General features: G+C 41.3%; 22 protein-coding genes and 5 tRNA genes. 9 read left to right on the top strand and 18 right to left on the bottom strand.

All coding sequences use genetic code 11. The annotated features are described in order from the left end of the window. Positions 1-380: 380 nt before the first annotated feature. The 4 genes from V2H41_RS02665 to V2H41_RS02650 form a co-directional block, all read right to left on the bottom strand. Positions 381-2,054 (bottom strand): metallopeptidase TldD-related protein, encoded by a 1,674-nt coding sequence (locus V2H41_RS02665; RefSeq protein WP_330973568.1) that lies wholly within the window; start codon positions 2,052-2,054, stop codon positions 381-383. A gap of 46 nt (positions 2,055-2,100) precedes the next feature. Continuing rightward, positions 2,101-3,774 (bottom strand): TldD/PmbA family protein, encoded by a 1,674-nt coding sequence (locus V2H41_RS02660; RefSeq protein WP_330973567.1) that lies wholly within the window; start codon positions 3,772-3,774, stop codon positions 2,101-2,103. A 169-nt stretch (positions 3,775-3,943) separates the two neighbouring features. Continuing rightward, on the bottom strand, positions 3,944-5,134 hold the full coding sequence (locus V2H41_RS02655; RefSeq protein WP_330973566.1) for a sigma-54-dependent transcriptional regulator: 1,191 nt from the start codon (positions 5,132-5,134) through the stop codon (positions 3,944-3,946). A gap of 167 nt (positions 5,135-5,301) precedes the next feature. Next, positions 5,302-6,291 carry a pyruvate dehydrogenase complex E1 component subunit beta gene (locus V2H41_RS02650; protein ID WP_330973565.1) on the bottom strand — a complete coding sequence of 330 codons (990 nt, stop codon included), beginning with the start codon at positions 6,289-6,291 and terminating at the stop codon, positions 5,302-5,304. Between the two features lie 107 nt (positions 6,292-6,398). On the opposite strand from V2H41_RS02650, the gene V2H41_RS02645 reads away from it, so the two are divergent. From V2H41_RS02645 to V2H41_RS02615, 7 genes are all read left to right on the top strand, one after another. Beyond that, positions 6,399-7,385 carry a YpdA family putative bacillithiol disulfide reductase gene (locus tag V2H41_RS02645; RefSeq protein WP_330973564.1) on the top strand — a complete coding sequence of 329 codons (987 nt, stop codon included), beginning with the start codon at positions 6,399-6,401 and terminating at the stop codon, positions 7,383-7,385. Between the two features lie 26 nt (positions 7,386-7,411). Next, positions 7,412-8,668 (top strand): DUF445 domain-containing protein, encoded by a 1,257-nt coding sequence (locus tag V2H41_RS02640; protein WP_330973563.1) that lies wholly within the window; start codon positions 7,412-7,414, stop codon positions 8,666-8,668. A 20-nt stretch (positions 8,669-8,688) separates the two neighbouring features. Then, complete coding sequence (prmA, locus tag V2H41_RS02635; protein WP_330973562.1) at positions 8,689-9,498, top strand: 50S ribosomal protein L11 methyltransferase; 810 nt, start codon at positions 8,689-8,691, stop codon at positions 9,496-9,498. Between the two features lie 78 nt (positions 9,499-9,576). Continuing rightward, a complete protein-coding gene (gene plsY, locus V2H41_RS02630) occupies positions 9,577-10,227 on the top strand; it encodes a glycerol-3-phosphate 1-O-acyltransferase PlsY (protein ID WP_330973561.1) in 651 nt (216 codons plus the stop codon). Between the two features lie 93 nt (positions 10,228-10,320). After that, on the top strand, positions 10,321-11,136 hold the full coding sequence (locus V2H41_RS02625) for a M48 family metallopeptidase (RefSeq protein WP_330973560.1): 816 nt from the start codon (positions 10,321-10,323) through the stop codon (positions 11,134-11,136). 173 nt (positions 11,137-11,309) lie between these two features. Continuing rightward, positions 11,310-11,753 (top strand): hypothetical protein, encoded by a 444-nt coding sequence (locus tag V2H41_RS02620; RefSeq protein WP_330973559.1) that lies wholly within the window; start codon positions 11,310-11,312, stop codon positions 11,751-11,753. A gap of 96 nt (positions 11,754-11,849) precedes the next feature. Further along, positions 11,850-12,422, top strand: coding sequence for a hypothetical protein (locus V2H41_RS02615; RefSeq protein WP_330973558.1), 573 nt, complete (start codon positions 11,850-11,852; stop codon positions 12,420-12,422). 59 nt (positions 12,423-12,481) lie between these two features. Here V2H41_RS02615 and V2H41_RS02610 read toward each other — a convergent pair whose 3' ends face one another. The 6 genes from V2H41_RS02610 to atpD form a co-directional block, all read right to left on the bottom strand. Next, positions 12,482-14,440 carry a menaquinone biosynthesis decarboxylase gene (locus V2H41_RS02610; RefSeq protein WP_330973557.1) on the bottom strand — a complete coding sequence of 653 codons (1,959 nt, stop codon included), beginning with the start codon at positions 14,438-14,440 and terminating at the stop codon, positions 12,482-12,484. A gap of 83 nt (positions 14,441-14,523) precedes the next feature. Continuing rightward, positions 14,524-15,288: an SIMPL domain-containing protein gene (locus V2H41_RS02605; protein ID WP_330973556.1), complete on the bottom strand. Its 765-nt coding sequence runs from the start codon at positions 15,286-15,288 to the stop codon at positions 14,524-14,526. 10 nt (positions 15,289-15,298) lie between these two features. Then, a complete protein-coding gene (locus tag V2H41_RS02600; protein ID WP_330973555.1) occupies positions 15,299-15,997 on the bottom strand; it encodes a 3-keto-disaccharide hydrolase in 699 nt (232 codons plus the stop codon). 103 nt (positions 15,998-16,100) lie between these two features. Then, positions 16,101-17,459, bottom strand: a complete 1,359-nt coding sequence (locus V2H41_RS02595) for a Gfo/Idh/MocA family protein (RefSeq protein WP_330973554.1) — start codon at positions 17,457-17,459, stop codon at positions 16,101-16,103. 245 nt (positions 17,460-17,704) lie between these two features. After that, positions 17,705-17,962: an ATP synthase F1 subunit epsilon gene (gene atpC / locus V2H41_RS02590; RefSeq protein ID WP_330973553.1), complete on the bottom strand. Its 258-nt coding sequence runs from the start codon at positions 17,960-17,962 to the stop codon at positions 17,705-17,707. 57 nt (positions 17,963-18,019) lie between these two features. Next, complete coding sequence (gene atpD, locus V2H41_RS02585; protein ID WP_330973552.1) at positions 18,020-19,516, bottom strand: F0F1 ATP synthase subunit beta; 1,497 nt, start codon at positions 19,514-19,516, stop codon at positions 18,020-18,022. A 214-nt stretch (positions 19,517-19,730) separates the two neighbouring features. Here atpD and V2H41_RS02580 point away from each other — a divergent pair, with 214 nt between their 5' ends. Beyond that, entirely contained in the window at positions 19,731-21,539 is a 1,809-nt protein-coding gene (locus tag V2H41_RS02580; protein WP_330973551.1) for a L,D-transpeptidase family protein, read from the top strand. Between the two features lie 25 nt (positions 21,540-21,564). Beyond that, on the top strand, positions 21,565-22,761 hold the full coding sequence (locus V2H41_RS02575) for a hypothetical protein (protein WP_330973550.1): 1,197 nt from the start codon (positions 21,565-21,567) through the stop codon (positions 22,759-22,761). Between the two features lie 94 nt (positions 22,762-22,855). Here V2H41_RS02575 and nusG read toward each other — a convergent pair whose 3' ends face one another. The 8 genes from nusG to V2H41_RS02535 form a co-directional block, all read right to left on the bottom strand. Continuing rightward, entirely contained in the window at positions 22,856-23,446 is a 591-nt protein-coding gene (gene nusG, locus V2H41_RS02570) for a transcription termination/antitermination protein NusG (protein WP_330973549.1), read from the bottom strand. Positions 23,447-23,448: 2 nt separating this feature from the next. Further along, a complete protein-coding gene (gene secE, locus V2H41_RS02565) occupies positions 23,449-23,646 on the bottom strand; it encodes a preprotein translocase subunit SecE (RefSeq protein WP_330973548.1) in 198 nt (65 codons plus the stop codon). A gap of 69 nt (positions 23,647-23,715) precedes the next feature. Beyond that, positions 23,716-23,789 (bottom strand) — tRNA-Trp (locus tag V2H41_RS02560). Positions 23,790-23,938: 149 nt separating this feature from the next. Further along, complete coding sequence (gene tuf / locus V2H41_RS02555; RefSeq protein WP_330973547.1) at positions 23,939-25,126, bottom strand: elongation factor Tu; 1,188 nt, start codon at positions 25,124-25,126, stop codon at positions 23,939-23,941. A gap of 156 nt (positions 25,127-25,282) precedes the next feature. After that, positions 25,283-25,354: transfer RNA gene (locus tag V2H41_RS02550), tRNA-Thr, on the bottom strand. 81 nt (positions 25,355-25,435) lie between these two features. Next, positions 25,436-25,508, bottom strand: a tRNA-Gly gene (locus V2H41_RS02545). Between the two features lie 41 nt (positions 25,509-25,549). Beyond that, positions 25,550-25,632, bottom strand: a tRNA-Tyr gene (locus tag V2H41_RS02540). An 11-nt stretch (positions 25,633-25,643) separates the two neighbouring features. After that, positions 25,644-25,716 (bottom strand) — tRNA-Thr (locus V2H41_RS02535). Positions 25,717-25,794: the final 78 nt, after the last annotated feature.

The raw sequence follows: 25,794 nt of genomic DNA, 5'->3' as shown, positions 1-25,794 counted from the left end.
TAACATAATTCATTTATGTAGGAGACGAATTCCTAATATATTCGGTAAAACAGTTTTTTGAATCGGTAAAGCCTTGAAGAATGGGATGTTTTTCAATAAAACTAAGCATATACACCAGTTGCTTACACTCATTAAATGGGTTTGAGCATGATTTTTCCCCTGATACCATTTATCAACATTAAAAACATCAGGTACCAGCACTCGGTTACGCTACCCAAAATATCTAGTTAAGTTACTCTTTACTCCCGATACTATTTGTGGTAAAATCTTTTGATTAATAAATAAGAGCAACGGAGTTGCTGTGCATCAGCAAATAGTGTTCCGGTACAAATATTTAATCTGTAGAATGTAGCATTATGCCTACTCTTTTAAGTCCATCTTTATTTCTTTATTTTCTTCTTAACAGCCTTTGAAGGAGATGGCTCTAACAAAGGATTGGATACTATAAAGGGCTTGGGCTTAGTAGCATTGCGACTTTTTTCAATTTCCACTTCGTTGATGATCATCGATTGGGGAGCAATAATACTTAAATCAGCATAGTTCCTTAACATGGTCTTATCCGATGCTACAATAAATCGTCTTAAGGATCTTATATTTAATGGCAGTACTTCACATTCGTTAATCATCTCTTCTTCGCCTGTAGCTACATTAACCCTATAAATCTCTGTATCGTTTCCATAACGGCGAAGTCCCTTAATGATGTAAGCATAAGGCAGCCCTTCTTCTTTGGCCAGTTGCAATAATCGGCTTTTCATAGAATCCGCGGGAGCGATGCTATCGGAAGTAAGTCGTAGTACCCCGGGAGAATACGTATTACTGCCAAACACTGATGCCGAAAATCCCTGAGAAACCGGAAACTTATGCGTAGGAGTACGCCCATTGAGCAGTGATCTCAACACACCATGCTGAATGAGCACCAGCGAATCTGGAGGTCTCACCCCTTCATTATCTACTTCATAAGCGCCTGTTGTTTTTTTGCCTTCAAATACTTTTAAAGAAGGTATAGCAGTTACTGTAAGCGCCGAAGCAACCAGTTTCTGTCCGAGTTTTTCCTCATAGTCTACATCAGGCATACCATACCCTATTATAGGTTTTCTTTTTACTTGCAAGTTAGAAGTAAAGCAACTTTGAATAATACCATGAACAGCATCTCCCTCTAAAAGTACCGGACCGATATACGAGCCTTCGAAGGGTTTTGCTTTTTGCTTATTGCGCAGGGTTGAGATAAGTTGTTTTACAGCTGTTTCCAGTGAGTCAAATGATGGAAGCTCATGAATATTCTTTACAATTAGCGAGTACGTGTGGCTAATGCTGCTACCATCTTCCTGCATTAAAGCGCCGTAAGCTGTAAAAGTCACATGCCCCTTGGGTTTTCTAATAGTAGTTCCTTCGCTGGTAACTAGGTACTCTTCCGCACTATTCATCGAAAGGCGGCAGTAAGATGTAGTAATATCAGCATGTTCATTAAACAAAGTAGACAATCGCTTTAAACGCTCTTTCCATTTATCGGTATCGATTACGATAGGTGTTGCTGCACCAAAATCTTGCGTCAGTGGTGTGATGATGGACAAATCGTCCAAGGCCAGCTCCTTAGGATCTACATTTACTCTTTTCAAAGAAGACATAAAGGCAGTATACTGACGGGCATTATTCTTATATGCTTTATCGGTTTCGAGCCATATCAACCTTCTGTACTCATCAGCATCTTCTTCATGGGGTAATAATACTGAGTATACGTCGTTAATCATGTAATCGAAATTGCGATGATAATCTCCCACCCGTAGTTTCACTGCAAATACTTTTCTGTTTACGGGCTCACTTACAGTTGAAGTAATAATACCACGCTCAGCATTTAGCTCCAGGTTGTAATGATTACTGAGGTTGTACGCAATGAAAAACGGCCTCTCCAGGTCTGGCAACTTTAGTCTTTTAATATTACGCTGCAGCTCCTCATGCAATACTTTTACATAGAAATTATCTTGCAAAGGCTGGGCCGATGCGTACATAACAGCCACCAGTAACATCAGCATTATCCAGCCTGTCTTCGTTTTCATGTTCATTAATTATAATTTCTTTCAGAATACTAATACAGCTTCGTTATTACTCATGATCCAAGTCGGGGCGAGGTAATACCGGCGGCCTCTCGGATGATTTACTCTTCTTCTGTGTTTCGATAAGGTCTACAAATATGGCCGGAGAAGATGCCGATACCGGTACCCAGCCTGAGCCCGCCCCACAGGAGCCGTTGAAGGTATCCATTTCCTTACTGCAGGCGGCAATGCGCATAAACATAGAAAGCGGTGTACCAATCAAGTCTACACCTCTTACCAACTCATCTGGTCTTCCATCTGCATATACTCGATACACCTCCGTAGGAATAACATTAAACGCATTGGGTGTTGTTCTGCCTACATTAGTAAAGCCCCCCTGCACATCAGCAAAATAATAACCGAAAGGTTTACCCTGTTTCTTACACTCCTCGATGAGCATGCTTCTCAGGTCTGCTTCAGTTTTATCTGTTTTACCTGTAACAATAAGATTGCTTTGTCTGCTTTCGGGAATACCACCCGGTGCCGTACGGGCATGACCATTACTACCCGACACGCCATTGATGGGCGTTCGCGTCATCAGAAAATTTTTAAGAATACCATTTTCTACTACATCTACTTTTTGTCCCATTACACCTTCATCATCGAAACGATAATAGCCGTTTACATCCACTCCGTTCACCTGCTTTGCAGTGGGGTCCATGGTAATGCTTAGAAAAGAAGGTAGCACTTCGGTGCCAATTTTATTTTTGAAGGTTTGGCCATCATGCTCATTCTTCATGCGCTTGCCTTCGAGGCGATGGCCGAAAATTTCATGAAAGAAAACACCTGAGGCGCGGCCAGAAAGAATAGCCGGTCCTACATAGGGGTCGGCCAGCGGGGCAGTACGCAGCTTGCTAAGCTTTTCACTGATGATTACTGCATCCGCAATAATACTGTCTCTCGAAGGTAACCTCGCGGGCTCAAATGCGAAATATAGCTTCGTTAATGGCAATTCCATGCCGTCATCCGCCTTAGTGTTACCAAAAATATACAACCATACACCAGTGGCGTTCTCAATAATCTCCGAGCCATCGGTATCTACAAAATATTTGCGCGTGATTTTAAACTCATAATTACAACTGCCCGTCAGCAAATCCGGATTTTGTTTAAATACCTTCGTAATGGCTTTCAGATCTTCGGCAACACGTAACAAATCAGGTTTTAATGCCGCATAGTGCACCGGAGGGTCGTAATAAACTTCTTTCTTAGCGGCCGAGAAATCTGCAGCCGTATCTTCTTCTGCTACTCTTACACGTTTATTGGTAAGCAGCTGTTCATAAATCTGAGCTGCATTCTTATAAGCAGCATCGGTATTTTTCCAGATAGCCAATTTGATTAATGCTTCATCATCTACCAAAGCTAGCCGGCCCGATGTATTGCCAAACTGCATATTATGCGTATTATCCAACTGATACGTACCCAATCGCACCGAAGGCGTAAATACACGCACACGACTGGAATCAATAGCATTCACTACACCGAAAGTGGCACTTACCCGATAAGTAGTGATATCATCTACTCTGTAGCTAATGTAGTAAACATTGGAATCGGCATTTCTTAACTGCTCATATTCGCGTTGAAGTTCTGATTTCAGAATCTGCAAAAGCTTATCCTGGGCGTTTCCGGTAATAGAGAACAATATAACACCAACAAGCAGAAAGATACGGGTTGCACTTTTTATCATATTATAAAGATAAATGCAGACGCACAACAGTACACGCGAACTTTCATAATAGTTCGCTAATATTTAAAGCATTAGAATACCATTAAGGAAGCTGCTATATGCACTACAGTTGAACGGAGCGTCGCAAATACGATGCTATAGGTTCCCCAGCTGATACCAATAAGAGCGATTATTTGGGATTTACATAATTCTGCACATCGTCGGCAGTGATGGTTTTACCACTAAGAATTACCAGACGTTCTACAACGTTGCGCAATTCGCGAATATTTCCGGTCCAGTTGTATTCCTTCAATAGCTTCATAGCGGCATTATCGATGCTTTTTTTCGCAATACCGTAGTCGGAGCAAATGTCCTCAAGGAACTTGTCGACAAGCTGTGGAATATCATCGCGCCGTTCATTTAAAGATGGTACATGAATTAGGATCACGCTTAAACGGTGGTATAAATCCAACCTGAAGTTTTTCTCTTCAACCTCTTTTAATAAGTCTTTATTGGTGGCAGCAATTACGCGTACATCTACGTTGATATCCTTATCGGCACCTACCCTTGTAATTTTTCCTTCCTGCAGGGCACGGAGTACTTTGGCCTGTGCGCTCAGGCTCATGTCGCCTATTTCGTCCAGAAAAAGCGTACCGCCATTAGCCTGTTCAAACTTTCCGATACGCTGCTTTACTGCAGAGGTAAAGGAACCCTTCTCGTGACCAAAAAGTTCGGACTCGATAAGGTCTGTAGGAATCGCTGCACAGTTTACTTCCACCAGTGGTTGATTGCATCGATGACTTTTTTCGTGTAGCCAACGGGCAACCAGCTCTTTACCTACACCGTTTTCGCCGGTAATCAATACACGTGCTTCAGTGGGAGCAACTTTTTCTATAGTTTCCTTGATTTTACGGATAGGTTCTGAGTCGCCGATAATTTCCTGAACACCCGAAATTTTTTTTCGAAGTACTTTGGTTTCGGTAACCAGATTCTTTTTGTCCAGAGCGTTTTTGATGGTAATCAGCAGGCGGTTCAAATCCGGGGGTTTGGAGATAAAGTCAAAAGCTCCTTTTTTCACCGCCTCCACAGCCGTTTCGATAGTTCCGTGACCGGAAATCATGATAACGGGGATATCCGGGGCGAATTCCATCACTTTGTTGAGGAATTCAATCCCATCCATTTTGGGCATTTTGATATCGCACAAAATGGCATCAAACTTATTGTTTTCTTTAAGAATTTTTAGCCCCTGTTCGCCATCAGCAGCCTCATGGGTTTTGTAGCCTTCGTAAGAAAGGATTTCTACCAGTGTTTTTCTGATAGCTGCTTCATCATCGATGACTAATATTGTGTGGCCGTTATCTGTTTTTGTTCTGTGAGGCACTATATATACCGGAATTTAAGTGTTTACGTTTAATGTTTTCGGAGCTCACACCGCTCTCTACTCTGCACAAAGAACAGCAACCGACAAGGCAGCACATAAAAGCGGGTTTTAAAGCTTTGTTGCATGCGCATCTTTGTTTCTTTAAAACCCGCTTGAGGGTTTGTTAATTATTTTTTCAAATACATTACTTCCTTCACCAGCTTTACCGTGCGTTCCACGCTAGGCAATGCGGCAGCTACCAAGTTAGGTGCATAGTGCAATGGTGCGTCGGCAGCAGTAATACGACGAATAGGTGCATCCAGATAATCGAATGCATCTTTCTGAACATTGTAAGATATTTCTGAAGAAACAGAACCAAAAGGCCATTGTTCTTCTACAATCACCAATCGATTCGTTTTCTTAATGCTGTTAATTATAGTAGGAATATCCAGCGGACGAATGGTACGCAAATCAATCACTTCGGCGCTGATACCTTCTTTTTCCAGTTCAGCTGCTGCACCCAACGCTACTTTCATCATCTTGTTGTAGGAAATGATAGTAACATCGGTGCCTTCTCTTTTTATATCGGCCTTACCTAACTCGATGTAGTATTCTTCTTCAGGTACTTCCATTTTATCCCCGTACATCAGCTCACTTTCCATAAACATCACGGGGTCTTCTTCGTAACGGATAGCCTGTTTTAATAATCCTTTTGCATCGTAGGGGTTGCTTGGCGATACCACTTTAATGCCGGGAATGTTGGCATACAGAGCTTCAAAAGCGGTACTGTGTTGTGCCCCCAACTGTCCGGCCGAACCATTTCCACCGCGAAAAACGATAGGACAGGAAATCTGTCCGCCGCTCATCGCCAGCATTTTCGAAGCGGTATTCAGAATCTGGTCCAGCGCCAGTACAGCAAAGTTCCAAGTCATGAACTCTACGATAGGTCTGAGACCGTTTTGAGCTGCGCCCACACCTACGGCAGCAAAACCTAATTCAGAGATAGGCGTATCAATCACTCTTTTTGGACCAAATTCGGCCAGCATGCCCTGGCTCACTTTATAAGCTCCATTATACTCAGCCACTTCCTCCCCCATCAAAAACACTCTCTCATCCCTTCTCATTTCCTCACTCATCGCCTCTCTTAAAGCTTCCCTAAATGCTATTACTCTTGCCATATTTTATTAGTTATTTCTCTTAAAGTGGGCAAATTTAAACGTAAAATGTAGAATATTCAATATAAAATATAAAATTATTAATAAAAGCATGCTGTTATCTTTGTGCTATGCAATCTCATTTCCCCCTTATCATTATTGGTGGCGGACCTATAGGCATGGCCTGCGCCATTGAAGCACAAAAAAATAATATTGATTACGTGATCTTGGAAAAAGGGTGCTTGGTAAACTCTCTGTATCATTACCCTGTGAATATGACCTTTTTTTCGACCTCTGAACGATTAGAAATTGGCAATGTTCCCTTTGTATCCAATAACCCCAAACCTACCCGAAACGAGGCTCTGGAATACTACCGAAGGGTAGCTCAAACCTACCAGCTCAATACGCACTTATTTGAAGAAGTGTTAAAAATTGAGAAAGCTGCGGCTGTGGGGCCAAGGTTCGTCGTTCATACCTCCAAGGCTACTTATACTAGCAACTATATCATCATCGCCACCGGTTTTTATGATATTCCTTATTTGCTGAATATACCGGGAGAAAACCTGAGCAAGGTGACGCACTATTACAAAGATCCTCATTTTTATGCCTTTCAGGATGTAGTAGTGGTAGGAGCGATGAACTCAGCCGTGGATGCCGCTCTAGAAACTTTCCGCAAAGGTGCTCGTGTTACTATGGTTATAAGGGGAGGCAAAATCGGTTCCCGTGTAAAATATTGGGTACGACCCGATATTGAAAACCGCATTAAGGAAGGTTCTATTAAAGCTTATTTTCATGCTACTTTAAAAGAAATTCGCGAACACGAAGTGGATATCAACACTCCAGAAGGTGTGGTGACTATTAAAAATGATTGGGTTATTGCTGCAACAGGGTATCAGCCCAACCTGAAATTTCTGGAGGATATCGGTATTGAACTCAGCAAAGATGAAGTGCGTGCCCCTACCATCAATCCTGATACACATGAAACCAATGTTGCGGGAGTGTATCTGGCGGGAGTAGTTTGCGGCGGTATGAACACACACCGATTGTTTATCGAAAACTCCAGAGAACATGCAGTATTAATTCTGAAAGACATAGCTACTAAACAAAAAACGGCATAAACTCCCCTTTACAGAAACGGTGATTCATGACCCAAGAAAACAACATTAAAACGGTACAACTTCGCCGGCATAAAGCCATTGCTACCGGATTATTCATCTTAATGGTAGTTATATATGCCGTAACGACGTGGGTTTTACACCGACAAGAGCTTGCTTGGTTGCACTATGTAAGAGCCTTTGCCGAAGCTGCCATGGTGGGGGCTTTGGCCGACTGGTTCGCAGTAACAGCACTTTTTCACCATCCGCTCGGGATTCCTATTCCTCACACCAATCTTATTGAAACGCGCAAAAAGAGCATTGGAGATAATCTGGGAGGATTTATTGTTACAAATTTTTTAAACAGTGAAACTGTAAGACCCTACATCCAAAAGCTAGACATCAATGCATTGCTCCTCCCCTGGCTTAAGAATGCAAAAAATACAGAACTGCTGGTAGCAGAAGTATCTAAAATTCTAAAAAATATTGTTACCCGCGCCGATGATGTACTGGTATCTGGCTTTATTACCCGCAAATCCAAAGACCTGCTCAACGATATTCGATTGAATGAGGTGCTTGCATCGGGATTAAGCATTCTTATAGACAGAGGCGATCATCTGCGTATTTTGGACTACCTGGCCGAGAAGCTGCGTGTTTACATACTCAATAATGAAGAGATGGTACGCGAAAGAGTAAAGAAAGAAAGCCACTTTTTAATCCCGGGATTTGTAGACAATCTAATTGCAGCAAAAATAACTAGTGGGCTGGCGAGCTATCTAGCCGAAATCAAAGAGGATACCCACCATAAAATCAAAAGCGATATTACCGGACACCTACAGGCCTTTATTGAAGATGTACGGAGCAACCCCAAATGGCAACAAGAGCTAGAGGGCATTAAAGAAAATATACTAAAAGGAGATAAAGTACAGCAATATGCCCACTCTATATGGAAGCAAATCCAGAGTGCTATTATCAACGATCTGGAAAACACAGACTCGCATATTCGACGTTATTTCAGCAAAACAATCCAAGATATGATGGAAGACCTGCAACAAGACCCACAAATGCAGGAGAAAATCAATCGCTGGGTGCGTTATAATATCTACAAAGCTATTTTAAGAAATGCATCAAAAGTAGGAATGCTTATTAGCAACACGGTGGGTAACTGGCAAGGAAAAGAACTTAGCAATAAACTCGAGCTGGAAGTGGGTAAAGATTTGCAATTTATACGCATCAATGGTACACTGGTAGGAGGCTTAGTAGGCTTGCTGATTTATACCATTACACAACTTATTCAAAATAGTTAAACTATCTAATTTTTATTTTCATGCATATACAGATAACATTTAACAATATATCCGACACTATTAAAGAATTACTGATTGCAGAATTGGCCGATATAGCCGAAGGTTTTGAAGAAACGGATACCGACCTGCATGCCTTTTTTATGAAAGAAAAATACGATCGCGAAGCGGTTACCTCTCTGGCAGCATTGCATAATATCACTTTTACAGAAAATGAGATTGCACCTCAAAACTGGAATGCACTGTGGGAATCCAATTTTGAACCAGTGATTGTAGAGAACTTCGTAGGAGTACGTGCTTTCTTTCATGCACCGATTCCTGATGTACAGCATGAAATCATCATTACACCCAAAATGAGTTTCGGCACCGGACATCATGCCACCACCTATCTCATGATTCAGCAAATGCAGCAGATAGACTTTAAGGGTAAAACAGTATTTGATTTCGGAACGGGAACAGGCATTCTGGCAATTCTGGCAGCTAAGTTGGGTGCCCAACAGATAACCGCCAACGATATTGACGAATGGAGTATACAGAATGCCCGCGAAAACTTCGAAGCTAATAATGTAACGGATATCAGGCTGGTGCACTCCGACTCCGGTATGATGGCCGAGCATTTTGATATTATTTTGGCAAATATTAACCGAAATGTGCTTTTAGAAAATATTTCACATCTTAGTAATCAATTGAATAACAATGGATTACTAATACTAAGTGGTATCCTTAGAGAAGATATTGCGATAATAGAGCAGTGTTGTAAAAACAACCATTTATCTTTGTCCGGTCAGGCTGAGAAGAGTAACTGGATGTGTTTGAGTTTTAAAAAATTATAACTTTAATGGCCTGTATATTTTCCTATACGGGATTATATATTATATTTACTCTTCGATTGCTCAAATAACGGACAGATAATGCAGGAAACATTATTAATCATTTTAGCCTATTGTCTTGGAAGTATCCCTACATCGGTATGGGTGAGCCGGGCCTTTTTCAACATCGATATTAGAGATTATGGTAGTGGTAATGCAGGTGCCACCAATACCTTTAGGGTACTGGGTCCCCGCTGGGGTACGTTTGTGATGATTTGTGATGTGCTAAAAGGTTTTCTTGCAGTAAAACTGTTTCTTCTATTGCCCCCATTTCATACTGAAATTGCAGAACTCAATATGCAACTCGCCTTAGGCGTTGCTGCTGTATTAGGACATATTTTTCCTATATGGGCTGATTTTAAAGGAGGAAAAGGTGTAGCCACTTTATTCGGGCTGGTAATTGCCATTTCGCCTTGGACTGCATTGGCCTGCTCCGGCGTATTTTTATTGGTTTTGTACCTTACCCGATTTGTATCTTTAAGTTCTATTTTGGCTAGCATTGCTTTTCCTATATTTATACTAGTTATTTTTAATGTAGAAAATCATGTGTACCGTGTGTTTGCGGTAGCTGTAGCATCGCTAGTTATTCTTACCCATCAGAAAAATATTAGTCGTATTATTAAAGGCGGAGAAAGCAAGGTACCCATTTTCAAACATCGCGATAGACGCAGGCAAAGAAATACCGAAGACTAACGAGTATTTTTTACAACCATACAAAATCCAGCACCGTCAATATTATCTTTGATTTGGTATAAAGATTGCATTCAAGTTTTAAAAGCAGTATTCATGATAAAGAAATTAGCAGGCTTGATAGCTATTGCAGCTATTGTTGTGGCATGTACCACTAATGCCATCACCGGTCGGAGCCAGTTCAAACTGCTCCCCGAGTCACAGTTGCAACAGATGGCTGTTGGCGAATATCAATCTTTTCTTTCCAGCAATAAAGTTATTCCAGCCACCTCTACTAACAGAGACGCAGAAATGGTAAGTCGCGTAGGACAAAGAATTGTGAATGCCGTTACAACATTCTTTAAGCAGAATAATATGGCTCAGGAGCTTGAGGGGTATCAATGGGAAATTAAATTGGTGCAGAGCAACGAAGCCAATGCCTGGTGTATGCCTGGCGGTAAAATTGTAGTGTATACCGGACTATTACCCATTACCCAGAATGAAGCGGCCCTAGCCAATGTAATGGGACATGAGGTATCGCATGCGCTTTTTGGACACACTAATGAAAGAATGAGTCAGGCTATAGCTGCCCAATATGGGGGAAGTATTCTGGATGCCTTTATGGCCAACAAATCTTCGGCAGCTATGCGCAACATCTTTGGGTCGGCGGTAGGTATGGGTTCGCAGCTGGGTATACTGGCTTTTGGCAGAAAACAGGAGTTGGAGGCAGACCGCTACGGTATGATTTGGGCAGCGATGGCAGGATATAATCCAGAGGAAGCCATTGGACTGTGGGAAAGAATGCAAGCATACGCCGGTGGAGGGGGCACTCCCGAGTTTTTGAGCACCCACCCGGGGCCAGAAAGAAGAATTGAGCAGCTTAGAAAATACCTCCCCGAGGCTATGAAATATTACAGACCTGTAAGTAAATAGATATTATACTTTACAATAATACAAAACCCGTTGGTTATAAAAAACTGACGGGTTTTTTGTTAAATATACCTTTCATAAGGCGGTTTTGAGTTAAATTTGCAAATATTTTCAAAACCCATATATAATCCGGATAGCTTGATATCTGGTATTTGTTAATAAATCCCACAAGTTCTATGACTCAATCTGTTTTCGAAAAACTACAGTACGCAGACGAAAAGAATCTTTTAATTCAGGGTTTACCCTCCTCCATTGAGAAACAATTTAGTAAATTATCATTCGCAAAAAACATGACTCCGTTGTTAAGGGCAAGAAAGCTCGATTTTGCCTTAATTTTTGCTGTGAATGAAAACCAACTCAATGGTATTTTGAGTGATGTAATGCCCTCATTAAAAGAAGATACTAAGTTTTGGGTAGCGTATCCTAAAACAAGTTCTAAGATCGTAACCGATCTGAACCGTGAAAGGAGCTGGACCAAACTTACGGAAAAAGGGTATGTAGGTACTGAAAATGTTGAGCTAGACCATGTTTGGACAGCAACAAAATTCGAGAAGTGCCAGTCGGCCCAAAAAACCGCTAGCGCTGCTAAAGAAAAGAAGAAACAAGTGCAGATGGCCTAAAACAGTTTTATAGAAAATAAAGCCCGTTATATTAAATATCGGGTTTTTTTTATGTATACGGCACAGTTATTGTATCTTTTGCGTAAAATCTCTCTTATGAAAAAAGTATTTTTATTATTGACAGGGTTTTGTGTGGCGAGTCTTGTTTCTCAAGCGCAGACACAAAAGGGTTATTACCTCATTGGTGGCAATATTGCCAGTGTAGGAGGTAATACCAACGAAAAAAGCTTTAACCTAAAAATTGAACCGAAAGCTGCTTGGTTTATTCAAGATGATTTAGCAATTGGTGGACAGGTGAGCTTTGGCCTAGATGCCGGACGAGGCAGAGGGCCTGCCATCAATTACTTTGTAGGCCCTATGGCCCGTTATTATTTCGGAGAACAACAAGTAAACACTCCCAAACAAACCCGCCTTTTTGCAGAAGCAAATGCCGGTCTGGGAGGTACTAATGGTGGGGGACGCTCTACCAACGGATTTGAAGCCGGTCTCGGCCCAGGTTTGGCTTTCTTTGTAAACGAAAATATTGCTCTGGAACTATTGGCAAAGGGTAATATTACTACAGGAGGTGGAACCCATGGTGTAGCGTTTAAACCACATCTTGGATTAGGCTTCCAGATTTACTTACCTACTTCGAAACTAAAAGATATCAGAGACAATATTAAGAAGTAAAGCTTAGTATGACTTCCATATAAAAGACGGTGCTGTACAACACCGTCTTTTTTATTTTTTTAGGACAGGCTTGCTACCGCCTTATCGCCATACATTTGGTCCTTATACTTTAAGGATGGAGATGGAATAAATTTTCCAATTCCTAACTGCTCCCATTTAGCATCTACCGCCGCAATGGTTTTATCGTCAGCTACAATAATATTGGGCCAATCTCTTTCAAAACCATCCCATTCTTTTGTTTTAATGGTTCCATCCAATCCTAAGATAGCCGTGTATTTTCCTGCTATACCCTTCTTGTTGAGATAATGATCTCGCTTAGGATCCAGATTATTGCAAAAACGCCATAATGCAGTGGGCAAATCCATTGCATTAACGGTATGCTCCACATACAAAATCATTTTAATGCCGTTGAGCATTTCCAGTTTGCTCAATGCTTCATGCAGTTCTTTGATATGCCCTCTTCTGTTTTTCTCTACAGAAATTATGAGGCAGGGGATATCGTGTTGTAATAGGTTGCTATTACAATATTTAATTTCCGGAAAACTTGTCTTTAGCGCTTCGATATTAATTGCTTTAGGAGAGGGCACATCAATATAAGAATCATCTTTCTCCTCGTCGTATTTGAAAGTACCGTCTATACACATTTTACCTCCAAATCCCAGCTTACTACAACTGTGATCAAGAACATCCATAGGACCTTGAGAGAAATAGATATCGGTAGCCGGATTTAAATTTCTGAACACTTCTCGCGCAATATTCTTATAATCCGTAATGGCCGTTCCCGACTGAGATGTAACAACTAGGATTTTATTAAACATCATTTGTCCGGCCCCCCACATGGCATTCATCACCTTGTTGCCTTGGCCGGCATAATCCTTTTTAATTTCTGCAATTACCAGATTATGAAATACGCCCTCCACCGGCATGTCCATATCAGTAATCTCCGGTACCAAAGTCATTTTTATAGGAGCCAAAAATATACGCTCGGTGGCCTTACCCAACCAGGCATCCTCCTGAGGAGGGATTCCTACTATCGTCGCCGGATATACGGCATTTTTTCTATGCGTAATAGCAGTAACATGAAATCGGGGATACCAATCAGGCAAAGAATAATATCCTGTATGATCTCCAAAGGGGCCTTCCCAAATCATTTCTTCATTAGGATCTACATACCCTTCAATGACAATATCGGCATCTGCCGGCACTTCAATTTCGGGCTGGGTAATACATTTTACCAGTTCCACTTTTTTCTTACGTAGAAAACCGGCCAGCATGTATTCATCAACATTTTCGGGTAGCGGTGCTGTAGCCGAATAAGCATATACGGGATCGCCTCCCAACGCAACTGCTACAGGCATTTTTTTGCCTAGCTTTTTATACTCATTAAAATGCTTCGCAGAAACCTTATGCTTGTGCCAGTGCATTGCCGTAAGCTGCGGACCAAAAACCTGCATACGATACATACCCACATTTCGCACGCCGGTATGAGGCTCCTTAGTATTGATAATAGGCAGTGTGATAAAAGGTCCTCCATCCTGCGGCCAACAAGTAATTACAGGCAGACGGGTAAGATCGGGAAGCCCCATCCATCTTTCGCCGGTAGGCAATGGTCTCTCCGTAAGAATCACTTCTTGACATTCGCCCCTGCCCTTCCTCACCTTGGGCATCCAAGAGGCAAACTCACTCAGCTTGGGCAATAACTTCAGCTTATCAAGAATATTTTCTTTTGGCGAGGACAATAACTTAAACAAGTCCTCAATATCGCGGGCCACATCATCCAAATGCTTTACTCCCAATGCCAAACACATGCGCTTCTCACTGCCATAGGCATTCATGAGTACTGGAAAATCATAACCTGTATTTTCAAATAGCAATGCTTTTCCTCCTCCCGGTTCCTTACTCATCCTGTCTGTTATCTCTGCCATTTCCAGGTGAGGATCGACATAAGTTTTGATTCTGATGAGTTCCCCTTCTTTTTCCAATACTCTAATAAATTCCTGCAGATTTCTATATGCCATGGCGATAGTTTAATTACTATTAACGATGTACGCGCGCAAGTTAAAATAATACAGTGGCAATAAAATGATAAATCTGTAGTAATTTATTTTACGCTACATTCAAGGGTTACAGTAATACTGGCTGTTTTATTTTTGGATGTAGTATTGAAGGCGCCGCCATAACTATAATCTTCATTGCTGTTCTGCCCCGTAATCTGAAATACCCCCATGGTAGCCTTGCTAACGCCCGTAATAGTGCCATTGGTATTCTTAGCGATAATTTCAGCGCGCTTCCGAGCATCTTCAGCAGCTTTATCCAGCAAATCGAGCTTGAGGTCGGCAAGTTTTGTATAGAAATATAAGGGTTCTGGAGAGTTAAGTTCGATTCCTGTTTCGATAAGACCTGTGATCTCCCTTGCCATGGCTTCTACTTTAGCAACATCGCTGGACTCTACTTTTATATTTTGTGTAAGGTTGTACCCGGTAAAACGATAACCTGTAACCTTTCCCTCATCACTGTATTGATATTCAAACTGACGATCAATTTTTATTGAAGAAAAAATCATTTCTTCCGGCTTAATGCCTTTGCTTATCAGATAATTTTTAACGTTCTCTTCATCCTTTTTTATCAAAGCATAAGCGCCCTTTAAATCATAGGCATTACGGCTATAACTACCGTTCCACACTATCAAATCGCTAGTAAAATCTGTTCCCGCACTGCCTGTAACTTTTATGGTCTGACTTGTCTTAAACTTGTACTTGTATGCACCGGCAATAGCAAGAGCTCCTATAACAATGGCTAGAGCTATTAATGCAGTTCCTATAAAATTTAAACCCCAAAAACTTCTTGTGCCAGAAGGTGTGTCCATATAAAAGATTTTACAACTGCCTTATTTTGATATTTTTGAAGTAGGCTTTATTACCGTGATCCTGTAGGGCTATATGTCCTTTTTTAGCTATACCATAATCAGGATAATCCTTCCATTTGCCCGTGTTCTTTTTATGATACCATTCCTCGGTCCAAGCTTCAAATGCTACTATCTTCTCTCCATTTAGCCAGTGCTCTACTTTACCTTTATTAAATATAATTTTACTGTGGTTCCACTCTCCTACAGGCTTTAATTTTTTATTAGGCCCTGCCACATGCATGGCATAGTCAGCTCCAGTTTGTTGCCATTCTTCCAGCTTGCCCGGATAATTTACATCATCTATAATCTGATACTCCGGTCCCGTTTCATAGGGTCCTTTGTATTTTTTGTCTTCAATAACATGATACATCACACCACTGTTACTTCCTTTATCTATCTTCCATTCCCATTCCAGCTCGAAGTTCTCATATCGTTTATCGGTTACAATATCTCCACCGGTATCATGCTTTGCTGCTCCTAGACATACCAATGCTCCATCTATGATTGTCCAGTTCGTAATGGGCGCATTCCCTTTATTATATCCATGCCATCCATTAAGGGTTTTACCATCAAAAAGAACTTCCCATTTTCCGGTTTTAGAGACTTTAGGAGAACAGGAAAATAATATAATTGCAAAAAGCAAGTTTAATAACAATAATTTTGTTTTCATATACAATTTACAAATCTTTCAAATTATAAAAAAGTTGCGGTACTGAGTTTTCGCTGCAGCCACCGCAACTGATTCACTATCACTAATGTGATGTTAGACTGAGTTAGACTCTTTTCATCTTCACCGGATCCCACTGTATAGGTCGTTTCTCACGCAGGCTGTCATTACATAATAATGCTGGAGCGGCAGCTCTGAAGCCGAATACGGCATCCTCCACAACCGAAGTATTATTACGAATAGCGGTGAAAAAGTTTACCATATGATCGTAGGGACCACCTTTGTATCCTTCTTCTGCCTTATAAGTCATAACAGAAGGGGGTAGAATACGTTTACGAGGTTCGTTAGCATTACTTTTTTTCTGTTTTTTCAGGAAGGGATCTCCGGAATCGGAATAATTGTTTCGCTTGAGCGTTACATCATCCCAAGTCACATCCATAGCCCCTTCGCTTCCTACCAGCCGCAGGAAGGTAGTGCCACTCGTGCCGTCAACAAAGTTGCAACGCAATGAAAGATTAAATGCCGGATGCTTATCCGTTTTAGGATAATCAAAAGCGCCCAGTTGCACATCAGGACATTCACGACCATCATGCCAGAAGCGTAAGCCACCGGTAGAATACACTCTCTCCGGTCCTAAGGAATCAGTAATAAAGTGCAAACTAGAGAATAGGTGCACGTACAAATCGCCGGCCATACCGGTTCCATAATCATTATAATTTCTCCAGCGGAAGAAACGCAGCGGATCAAAGGGGCGTTTTGTAGTATTGCTTATATAAGTTTCCCAATCCACGGTTTGTTCCGAAGCGTCTTCTGGAATAGGATATTGCCATACAGCAACAGGATCACGGCGTGCCCAGAAACCTTCGGCATAATTCAATTCTCCAATAGCGCCCTGTTTCAGCAGCTCTTTAGCTTTTTCATTTCCTAGAGAAGATACTCCCTGACTTCCCACTTCAAACACTTTTCCGGTTTTCTTTTGTGCAGCAATCACTTCAGGTCCTTCATCTATGGAGTGCACCATAGGCTTTTCGCAATACACATGTTTACCGGCATTCATAGCATCAATCGATATTTGTTTATGCCAGTGATCCGGTGTGGCAATGATGACAGCATCAACATCCTTGCGATTTAAAACTTCTTTATAACTTTTAGTTATAAAGAGATCATTGCCCCATCTTTTTTTGGCACTTTCCAGTCGGCCTGTGTACAAATCGCAAACGGCAACAATCTTTACTCCGGGTACCATGAGCGCTGTATTCATGTCGTTTACACCCATGCTCCCTGCCCCTATGAGGGCTACATTTACATTATCATTGGCTGCAAAAGTTTGATTACGTGTAAGACCAATTATTTTTCTTGTTTCGGTTGAAGAGGCACTCAGATATCGGCTTGCCGCCAGCGCACCGGAGGACAATACCAGTTTTTTGAGGAAGGATCGACGTGCGTGTTCTTTGCTTGCGCTCATAATTTTAAATGAATTTTATTAATGAAAGAAAATGCTACGCTTTTCAAATATAATGAAAGCAAAATCAACTAAAATTAAGAATTAATCGTAAATAAACGATAGATCGGTAGCTTTCATATACAATTTCTTACCTACCAGTCTATGGCTTCCATCTCCAAACAATATAGCTCAGCATACAACAAATAACTAAAAAGCCGACTGATATGCATCAGCCGGCTTTTTAAAAAACTTTCGGTAAGATAGAATTACACTTTATTAGCGCCTTCCACCAAAACTGTCACATTATTATTTAATACTTCTACAAATCCTCCTTGTATATCATAATATGTGGCAGTACCATTGAGCGAACCTTCCAGCACTTTTAGCCTACCTTTGGTAAGCGCTGCTATCAAAGGAGCGTGCTTATCCAACACCTCAAAAGAACCGGTTACACCGGGCAGCTGCACTCCATATGCATCGCCACTGTAAATGCTACCTTCCGGGGTTAATATATTCAGTTTCATCTTTAAGAATCACTAATTCAATGAATGTTTCGGATACCTCTTTTATTAGCCGGTATATTAAGCGTTGCCGGATAATAATTTTTTACCTTTTTCGATAGCCTCATCGATAGTACCTACGAGGTTAAACGCAGCCTCAGGATATTCATCCACTTCACCATCCATGATCATATTAAAACCACGGATAGTCTCGTCGATAGGTACTAGCACCCCTTTCAATCCGGTAAATGCCTCCGCTACATGGAACGGCTGAGAAAGGAAACGCTGTACTTTACGAGCACGAGCAACAATCATTTTATCCTCATCGCTCAGTTCATCCATACCCAAGATCGCAATAATATCTTGAAGTTCTTTATAGCGCTGCAAAATACTTTTCACTCTGTTGGCACAATTGTAGTGTGCTTCACCCACAATTTGAGGAGTAAGGATACGAGAAGTAGAATCCAGAGGATCCACAGCCGGGTAAATACCTAAGTCGGCAATTTTACGGCTTAATACGGTTGTTGCATCCAGGTGAGCAAAGGTTGTTGCTGGCGCAGGGTCGGTAAGGTCATCCGCTGGTACGTATACCGCCTGTACCGATGTAATAGAACCATTTTTAGTAGAAGTGATTCGCTCCTGCATCAATCCCATTTCTGTAGCCAAGGTTGGTTGATAACCCACAGCAGATGGCATACGACCTAACAGGGCCGATACCTCAGAGCCCGCCTGAGTGAAACGGAAAATGTTATCCACGAAGAACAGAATGTCTCTTCCTTTTCCTTCGCCATCACCATCACGGAAATACTCGGCAATAGTCAGACCACTCAAAGCAACACGAGCACGAGCTCCCGGAGGTTCGTTCATTTGTCCGAATACGAAGGTTGCTTTAGAATCAGACAATTCTTCAAAATTTACTTTGCTCAGATCCCAGCCACCTTCTTCCAAGCTCTTCTTAAAGTCCTCACCATATTTCATAATACCGGCCTCGATCATTTCACGCATTAAGTCATTACCTTCACGGGTTCTTTCACCCACACCGGCAAATACTGAAAGACCAGAATAGGCTTTAGCAATATTATTAATCAGCTCTTGAATCAATACTGTTTTACCCACACCAGCACCACCGAACAAACCGATCTTACCACCTTTCGCATATGGCTCAATCAGGTCGATTACTTTAATACCTGTATATAATACTTCCGCAGTGGTACTCAGATTCTCAAATGCAGGCGGCATGGCATGTATAGGGCGCCCATTTTCTTTTGGTACCGCTGGAAGTCCATCAATCGGATCTCCGGTTACGTTAAACAAGCGACCTTTAATTTTATCACCGGTAGGCATAGTAATAGGTCTTCCGGTATCGCGTACTTCTGTACCACGCACCAAGCCTTCTGTTCCATCCATCGCAATAGTACGAACAGTATCTTCACCTAGGTGCTGCTGTACTTCCAGTACCAGCGTGTCGCCATTATCTTTTGTAAGTTCTAACGCATTATAAATTTCGGGGAGCGAATCGTCGAATTGCACATCAATTACGGCTCCGATAACTTGCTTAATTTTACCAACCTTTGCCATATTTTAATTAGTGTGGTTATTTTTGTGGGTGCAAAAGTAAGGTTTCTAAGTGGATTATTTTGCAGAACCGTTATAAATTATTCACATTAAATATAAGTTGCCCCCTTCTGCCCGGTAAAATCATCTTCTGCACACATTATCTATAATAAAATATACTAATACCTATTGTTTCTGTAGCAATTCCCCTTATTTTTACGCTAAGTTTTAAGTGTCCATGAATATTAAGCTACTGCTTGGAATTGTACTAACTGCTACATTAGGGGTTCTCTCCTGCCAATCATCGTCTAAAAAAGAAAAAACAGTCAAAGAAGAAAAGCCAGTAACCAAAGTAGATGTTACTATAGACACCACCAATGCTTTCAATTCGCTTTTTATTGACAGTTTTGTGGTAAAAGATATTTTACATCAGCTTGACCTGGGTGATACACTTACCAATCGGATAAGAAGCTTTTACAATAGCCGCAATTACCAATATGCTTGGTTTTCAGAGGAAGGCCTACCTGAGCATACAATCTCCTTCTGGAATTTACTTAAAAACTATCTTAACTATTCCAAAGATTCAGCGGTATATGATTCCTGGGTTACAGAAAAAATGGAAAAATTGATTACCGCCGGTAATGTCAGGCCCAAAAACGACTCTTTATACCAAAATCTCGAAGTGTTACTTACCAAATACTTTTATATATATGCCGATCATGCCTATGCAGACGATCCCACTTTCAATATAAAATCTTTGGAATGGTACATACCTAAAAAGAAACTTACGCTGGAGGCCATGCTGGACTCCGCGCTAAGCCATAGCGGACAATATGCTGATGAATATGCTCCGCATAATCCGCAGTACATTAAACTTCGCAATCAGCTTATCAAGTACAAGCGCATTAAAGACAGCGGTGGATGGCCAATAGTGAACAGCAAAGTAGAGGTAATGAAAAAAGGTTATACAGACATCGCCGTAGGGATGCTCAAAAAACGCTTAAAAGCCGAGGGTTTTCTCGACACACCCGATAGTGCTATAACAAATGTATATGACGACGAACTGGTAACCGCCGTAAATGCCATAAAAAAGACTTATGGCTATAAGCCCGACGGGACTGCCGGACAAACCTTCCTAAAAGACGTAAACGTTCCTGTAGAAGAACGTATACAGCAAATTCTTATCAACATGGAACGTATGCGCTGGCTACCGAGTGATACTAAAAAAGAATATGGCCGCTCCATTATGGTCAATATACCAGAATTTCGTCTTCACGTTTACGAGAATGGCAAACCCGCGTGGAATATGGACGTAGTGGTGGGTAAAGAAGGTAATAACACTACTGTCTTCACCGGAAGACTCAGCACTATCGTGTTTAGCCCTTATTGGAACATCCCTCCAAGCATCGTTAAAAACGAGATGAACGGTAAGCCTAGTGCTGCTTACTTGCAAAAACATCATATGGAAATTGTAAAAGGTCAGGTAAGGCAAAAACCTGGCCCTTGGAACTCTTTGGGATTAGTAAAATTTCTGTTTCCCAATAGCTATAATATCTATTTCCACGACTCGCCGGCTAAAAGCCTTTTTAATCGCGATAAAAGAAGCTTCAGTCACGGCTGTATCCGTCTGAAAGAACCTACTAAGTTGGCTGTGTATATTTTAGATGACTCCGTTAGGTACAATACAAAGAAGGTGGACAGTTTGATGCGCACTTATAAAGAAAAATACGTAAAGGTAAAAAATCCTGTACCCGTGCTGATTACTTACTTCACCGCTTGGGTGAATGATAGTAGTGTATTGAATTTTCGAGAAGACATTTACGGACACGACGCTATTGTTGCTCAGAAAATGTTCCTGAACAGTGTAGGCACGAGCTATACACGCAAAAAAGCGATTGCAGATAGTTTGCAACGCGCGAAAGACATGGCAAAACTAAAAGAACAACAAAGAAAAGATTCTCTGAATCGAACTCTGCGCAGAGACTCAACCATAAAAATGGAGGATACCCTAAAAAAGACGAAGAATATTGCCGACTCGACCATATGATGACGCGGCTCCCTATTTTTGCAAAATGAATCTGATTGAAGTTACTACACCGGCACAGGTAAAAGAGTTTATTCAGGTAAATGTTCTTATCAACAGAGAAGATCCTAATTATATCCGCCCTTTAGATAAAGATATCTATGATGTTTTTGATAAGGAAAAGAACAAAGCTTTTCGCTTTGGGGAAGCTAAGCGATGGATTTTAAAGGACAATCAGGGCAATTTAATTGGCCGCATAGCAGCATTTGTCAATAAGAAATATAAAAACAAAGGCGACGATATTCCTGTAGGGGGTATCGGGTTTTTCGATTGTATTAATAATCAGGAGGCGGCCAATATGCTTTTTGATATTGCCAAAAACTGGCTAACCGAAAAAGGTATGGAAGCAATGGACGGCCCTATCAATTTTGGTGAAAGAGATACTTGGTGGGGTTTACTGGTGGAAGGTTTTGAACCACCTCTTTACCGAATGAACTATAATCAACCTTATTATAAAAATCTCTTCGAGACCTACGGATTCAAGCCTTTTTTTAATCAAATCTGCTTCGGACTACAAGTTAAAAACCGTCTGCATGAAAAATTCTATGAGCGCCATGCTGCCATATCTAAAGACCCTAATTTTTCTGCAGATAATATCAAAATCAGCAATCTGGCTAAGTACGCAAAAGATTTTACCGTTGTTTACAACAAAGCATGGGCAGGTCATGGTGGCATGAAGCAAATTGAAGAGCGTACTGTGCTTAAAATGTTTCAATCTATGAAAGCCGTAATGGATGAACGAATCAGCTGGATTGCCTATTACAAGAGCGAACCTATTGGTATATGGATTAATCTGCCCGACCTGAACCAATGGTTCAAATATCTGAATGGAAAATTTGGATTGCTGGACAAACTGAAATTCTTATGGTATAAGAAAACAAAACGCTGCACCAAATTCGTAGGGCTTGTATTTGGTATAGTACCGGAATTTCAAGGTAAAGGCGTGGATGCCTATCTAATCGTAGAAGGCTGTAAGCTGATGCAAAGACTGAAGATAGAAAACGGACAATACATTGTGGGCAAACCTATCTACGACAAATACGAAATGCAATGGATTGGCGAGTTTAATCCCAAAATGATTAATGTAGCAGAATCACTGGGTACACAACGCACTCGTAAACTAACAACATACAGATTTTTGTTCGATAGGGAAAAAGAATTTAAACCGCACCCTATTCTACACTAAATATAAAAGTGTATTTTTAGAATCATTCAAGCATACAAACAAAAAACCATTCCGAGAATTCGGAATGGTTTTAATATTCTTTGATGAGTATGAATTAAATAATTTTTTCTACTTGCATGTAGTTCAGTTCTACAGGAGTAGAGCGGCCAAATATTTTTACAATCACTTTTAGCTTTTTCTTCTCGTCATTCACTTCTTCAATCACGCCATTGAAGTCGTTAAACGGTCCCTCCACAATCTTAATAGTTTCGCCTACAATGTAAGGTTCTACCATATTAACGCCGCCGGCCTCATTCATTTCATCCATGCGGCCAAGCATTTTATTTACCTCTGCTTTTCTTAATGCAATAGGGTTTTCTTTTCCGAGAAAATGAATAACACTGTTAGTACCTACTACCATATCCCTTAAATCATCGCTCATCTTTCCATCCACCACTTCGATCATTACATATCCGGGGTAGTAGTTACGTTCCCTCATCACTTTCTTCCCGTTCTGCACTTTATATACTTTTTCTACAGGAAGAAACACCTGTTTTACCACATTGCTAAAAGGACTGCGCGCGATTTCTTTATCAAGATACTCTTTCACCTTGCGCTCCTTACCGCTCACCACACGCAACACATACCATTTGGTATCTTGTTGTGGAGTTTCCGCAGCAGTATTTCCAACAGTATTTCCTTCCATTGTTAGCTATATAAAATTTTGTACAATAAATTTAGGCCACCGCCCGCAATAAAATCCATTACCCACACAATCAGGGTGATAATAATTGTGGCCACCAGTACAATCATGGTAGATTGCTGTAACTGTGCCCAAGTGGGCCAAGTTACTTTTTCAGCCAGCTCTTTGTAGCTGTTCTTTATATAATTTCCAAATTTGCTCATCGCTTAGGGATTAAAATTCATACACCCTACTCCGTCTCTGCAAAGGTACGAAGTAAATATATGAATTTGTGGCACGGGTACAAGGATTCGAACCCTGATCAACGGTTTTGGAGACCGCTATTCTACCATTGAACTATACCCGTATAAATGTCAAGCTTTAAAAGCTTGACAATATTTTATTATAAAAAGAGCTTTCTTTTAAAAACAAAGTACCTGGAGATACCCCAAGTACTTTGCAAATTTATTTCAAACCTGCCCAAATACTCCCTTTATAGGGAAATGGGGGCTCTGATTACTTAATGATCTCAGTTACTTGACCAGCACCTACTGTACGTCCACCTTCGCGGATAGCGAATTTCAGACCTTTTTCCATCGCAATAGGCTGGATCAGTTTAACTGTGATAGAAGTGTTATCACCAGGCATAACCATTTCAGTTCCCTCAGGAAGAGCAACTTCACCGGTTACGTCAGTTGTACGGAAGTAGAACTGAGGACGATACTTGTTGAAGAACGGAGTGTGACGACCACCTTCGTCTTTGCTCAGTACGTATACTTCAGCTTTGAATTCTGTATGCGGAGTGATAGAGCCTGGTTTACAGATTACCATACCACGACGGATCTGAGTTTTCTCGATACCGCGCAGCAGCAGACCTGCGTTATCACCAGCTTCACCTTCTTCCAAGATTTTACGGAACATTTCCACACCAGTTACTGTAGAAGTCAGCGGTTTTTCCATCAAACCTACGATTTCAACAGGATCACCCACTTTAACTCGACCTCTTTCGATACGTCCTGTAGCTACAGTACCACGACCAGTGATAGAGAATACGTCTTCTACAGACATCAGGAACGGTAAGTCAACCGGACGAGGAGGCAGAGGAATCCAGTTATCTACTGCATCCATCAGTTCGTTAATGGCGTTAACCCATTTTTCTTCACCAGCCAAAGCACCGGTTGCAGAACCTTTAATGATAGGAGTGTTATCCCCGTCGAAGTTACGTTTGTTCAGTTCTTCACGGATTTCCATTTCCACCAGATCCAACAGTTCAGGATCATCCACCAAATCCACTTTATTCAAGAACACCACCATTTTAGGTACACCTACTTGTGCAGCCAGCAGAATGTGCTCTTTTGTTTGAGGCATAGGACCATCGGTAGCAGCCACAACCAGGATAGCACCATCCATTTGAGCAGCACCAGTAATCATATTTTTCACGTAGTCAGCGTGACCGGGACAATCCACGTGTGCATAGTGACGAGTAGCTGTTTGATATTCCACGTGAGCGGTATTGATAGTAATACCTCTTTCTTTTTCTTCAGGAGCTCCGTCAATATCATCATATTTTCTTGCCTCAGCAAATCCTTGTTTAGAAAGGATAGAAGTAATAGCTGCGGTCAAAGTAGTTTTACCATGGTCAACGTGACCAATAGTACCAATGTTAACGTGGGGTTTCTCCCTCTTAAAGGTCTCTTTTGACATTGTTATCTGTTTTAAAGTTGTTTTTGTATTTATGAGTTTTCCCGAAAATATTTTCGGGAGCAAATTAATACATTATTAGTTTCCAAATCTCATTAGCTCCAGCATGCAGCGCCGCAGCCACTCACTGCCCTAACGCTCATCTCAAACTAATAGCGGAGCCGTTGATGAGAATTGAACTCACGACCTCTTCCTTACCAAGGAAGTGCTCTACCACTGAGCTACAACGGCGTGTCAGTGGCAGTTGATCGCGAGTTGACTGCTTATCGCCCGCCAACTCCCCACTCTCATCTGCCATCTACCAAGTAAAAGAGCGGGAGACGAGGCTCGAACTCGCTACCTGAAGCTTGGAAGGCTACCGCTCTACCAAATGAGCTACTCCCGCCTATAAATCAGTAAAAGTTTTAAATAGTTCTCAAAGAACTGTGGGCAAGGATGGATTCGAACCACCGAACTCCGAAGAGGACAGATTTACAGTCTGTTGCCGTTGACCACTTGGCTACTTACCCATTTTTGAGAGAGCCGAAGAAGGGGATCGAACCCATGACCTACTGATTACAAATCAGTTGCTCTACCAGCTGAGCTACTTCGGCTTAAATAACTATCTAAAAGAACTTAAAACCACTGATAACTCTCACTTGCACAAGCAATTCAACTACCACTTTCGATTT

Origin of the sequence: Niabella digestorum (genome assembly GCF_036409055.1) — a bacterium.
In the GTDB taxonomy this organism is placed as follows: Bacteria; Bacteroidota; Bacteroidia; order Chitinophagales; family Chitinophagaceae; genus Niabella; species Niabella composti.
Note: the sequence above shows the minus strand (reverse complement) of the source record. Positions and strands in the feature narration are given on the sequence as shown.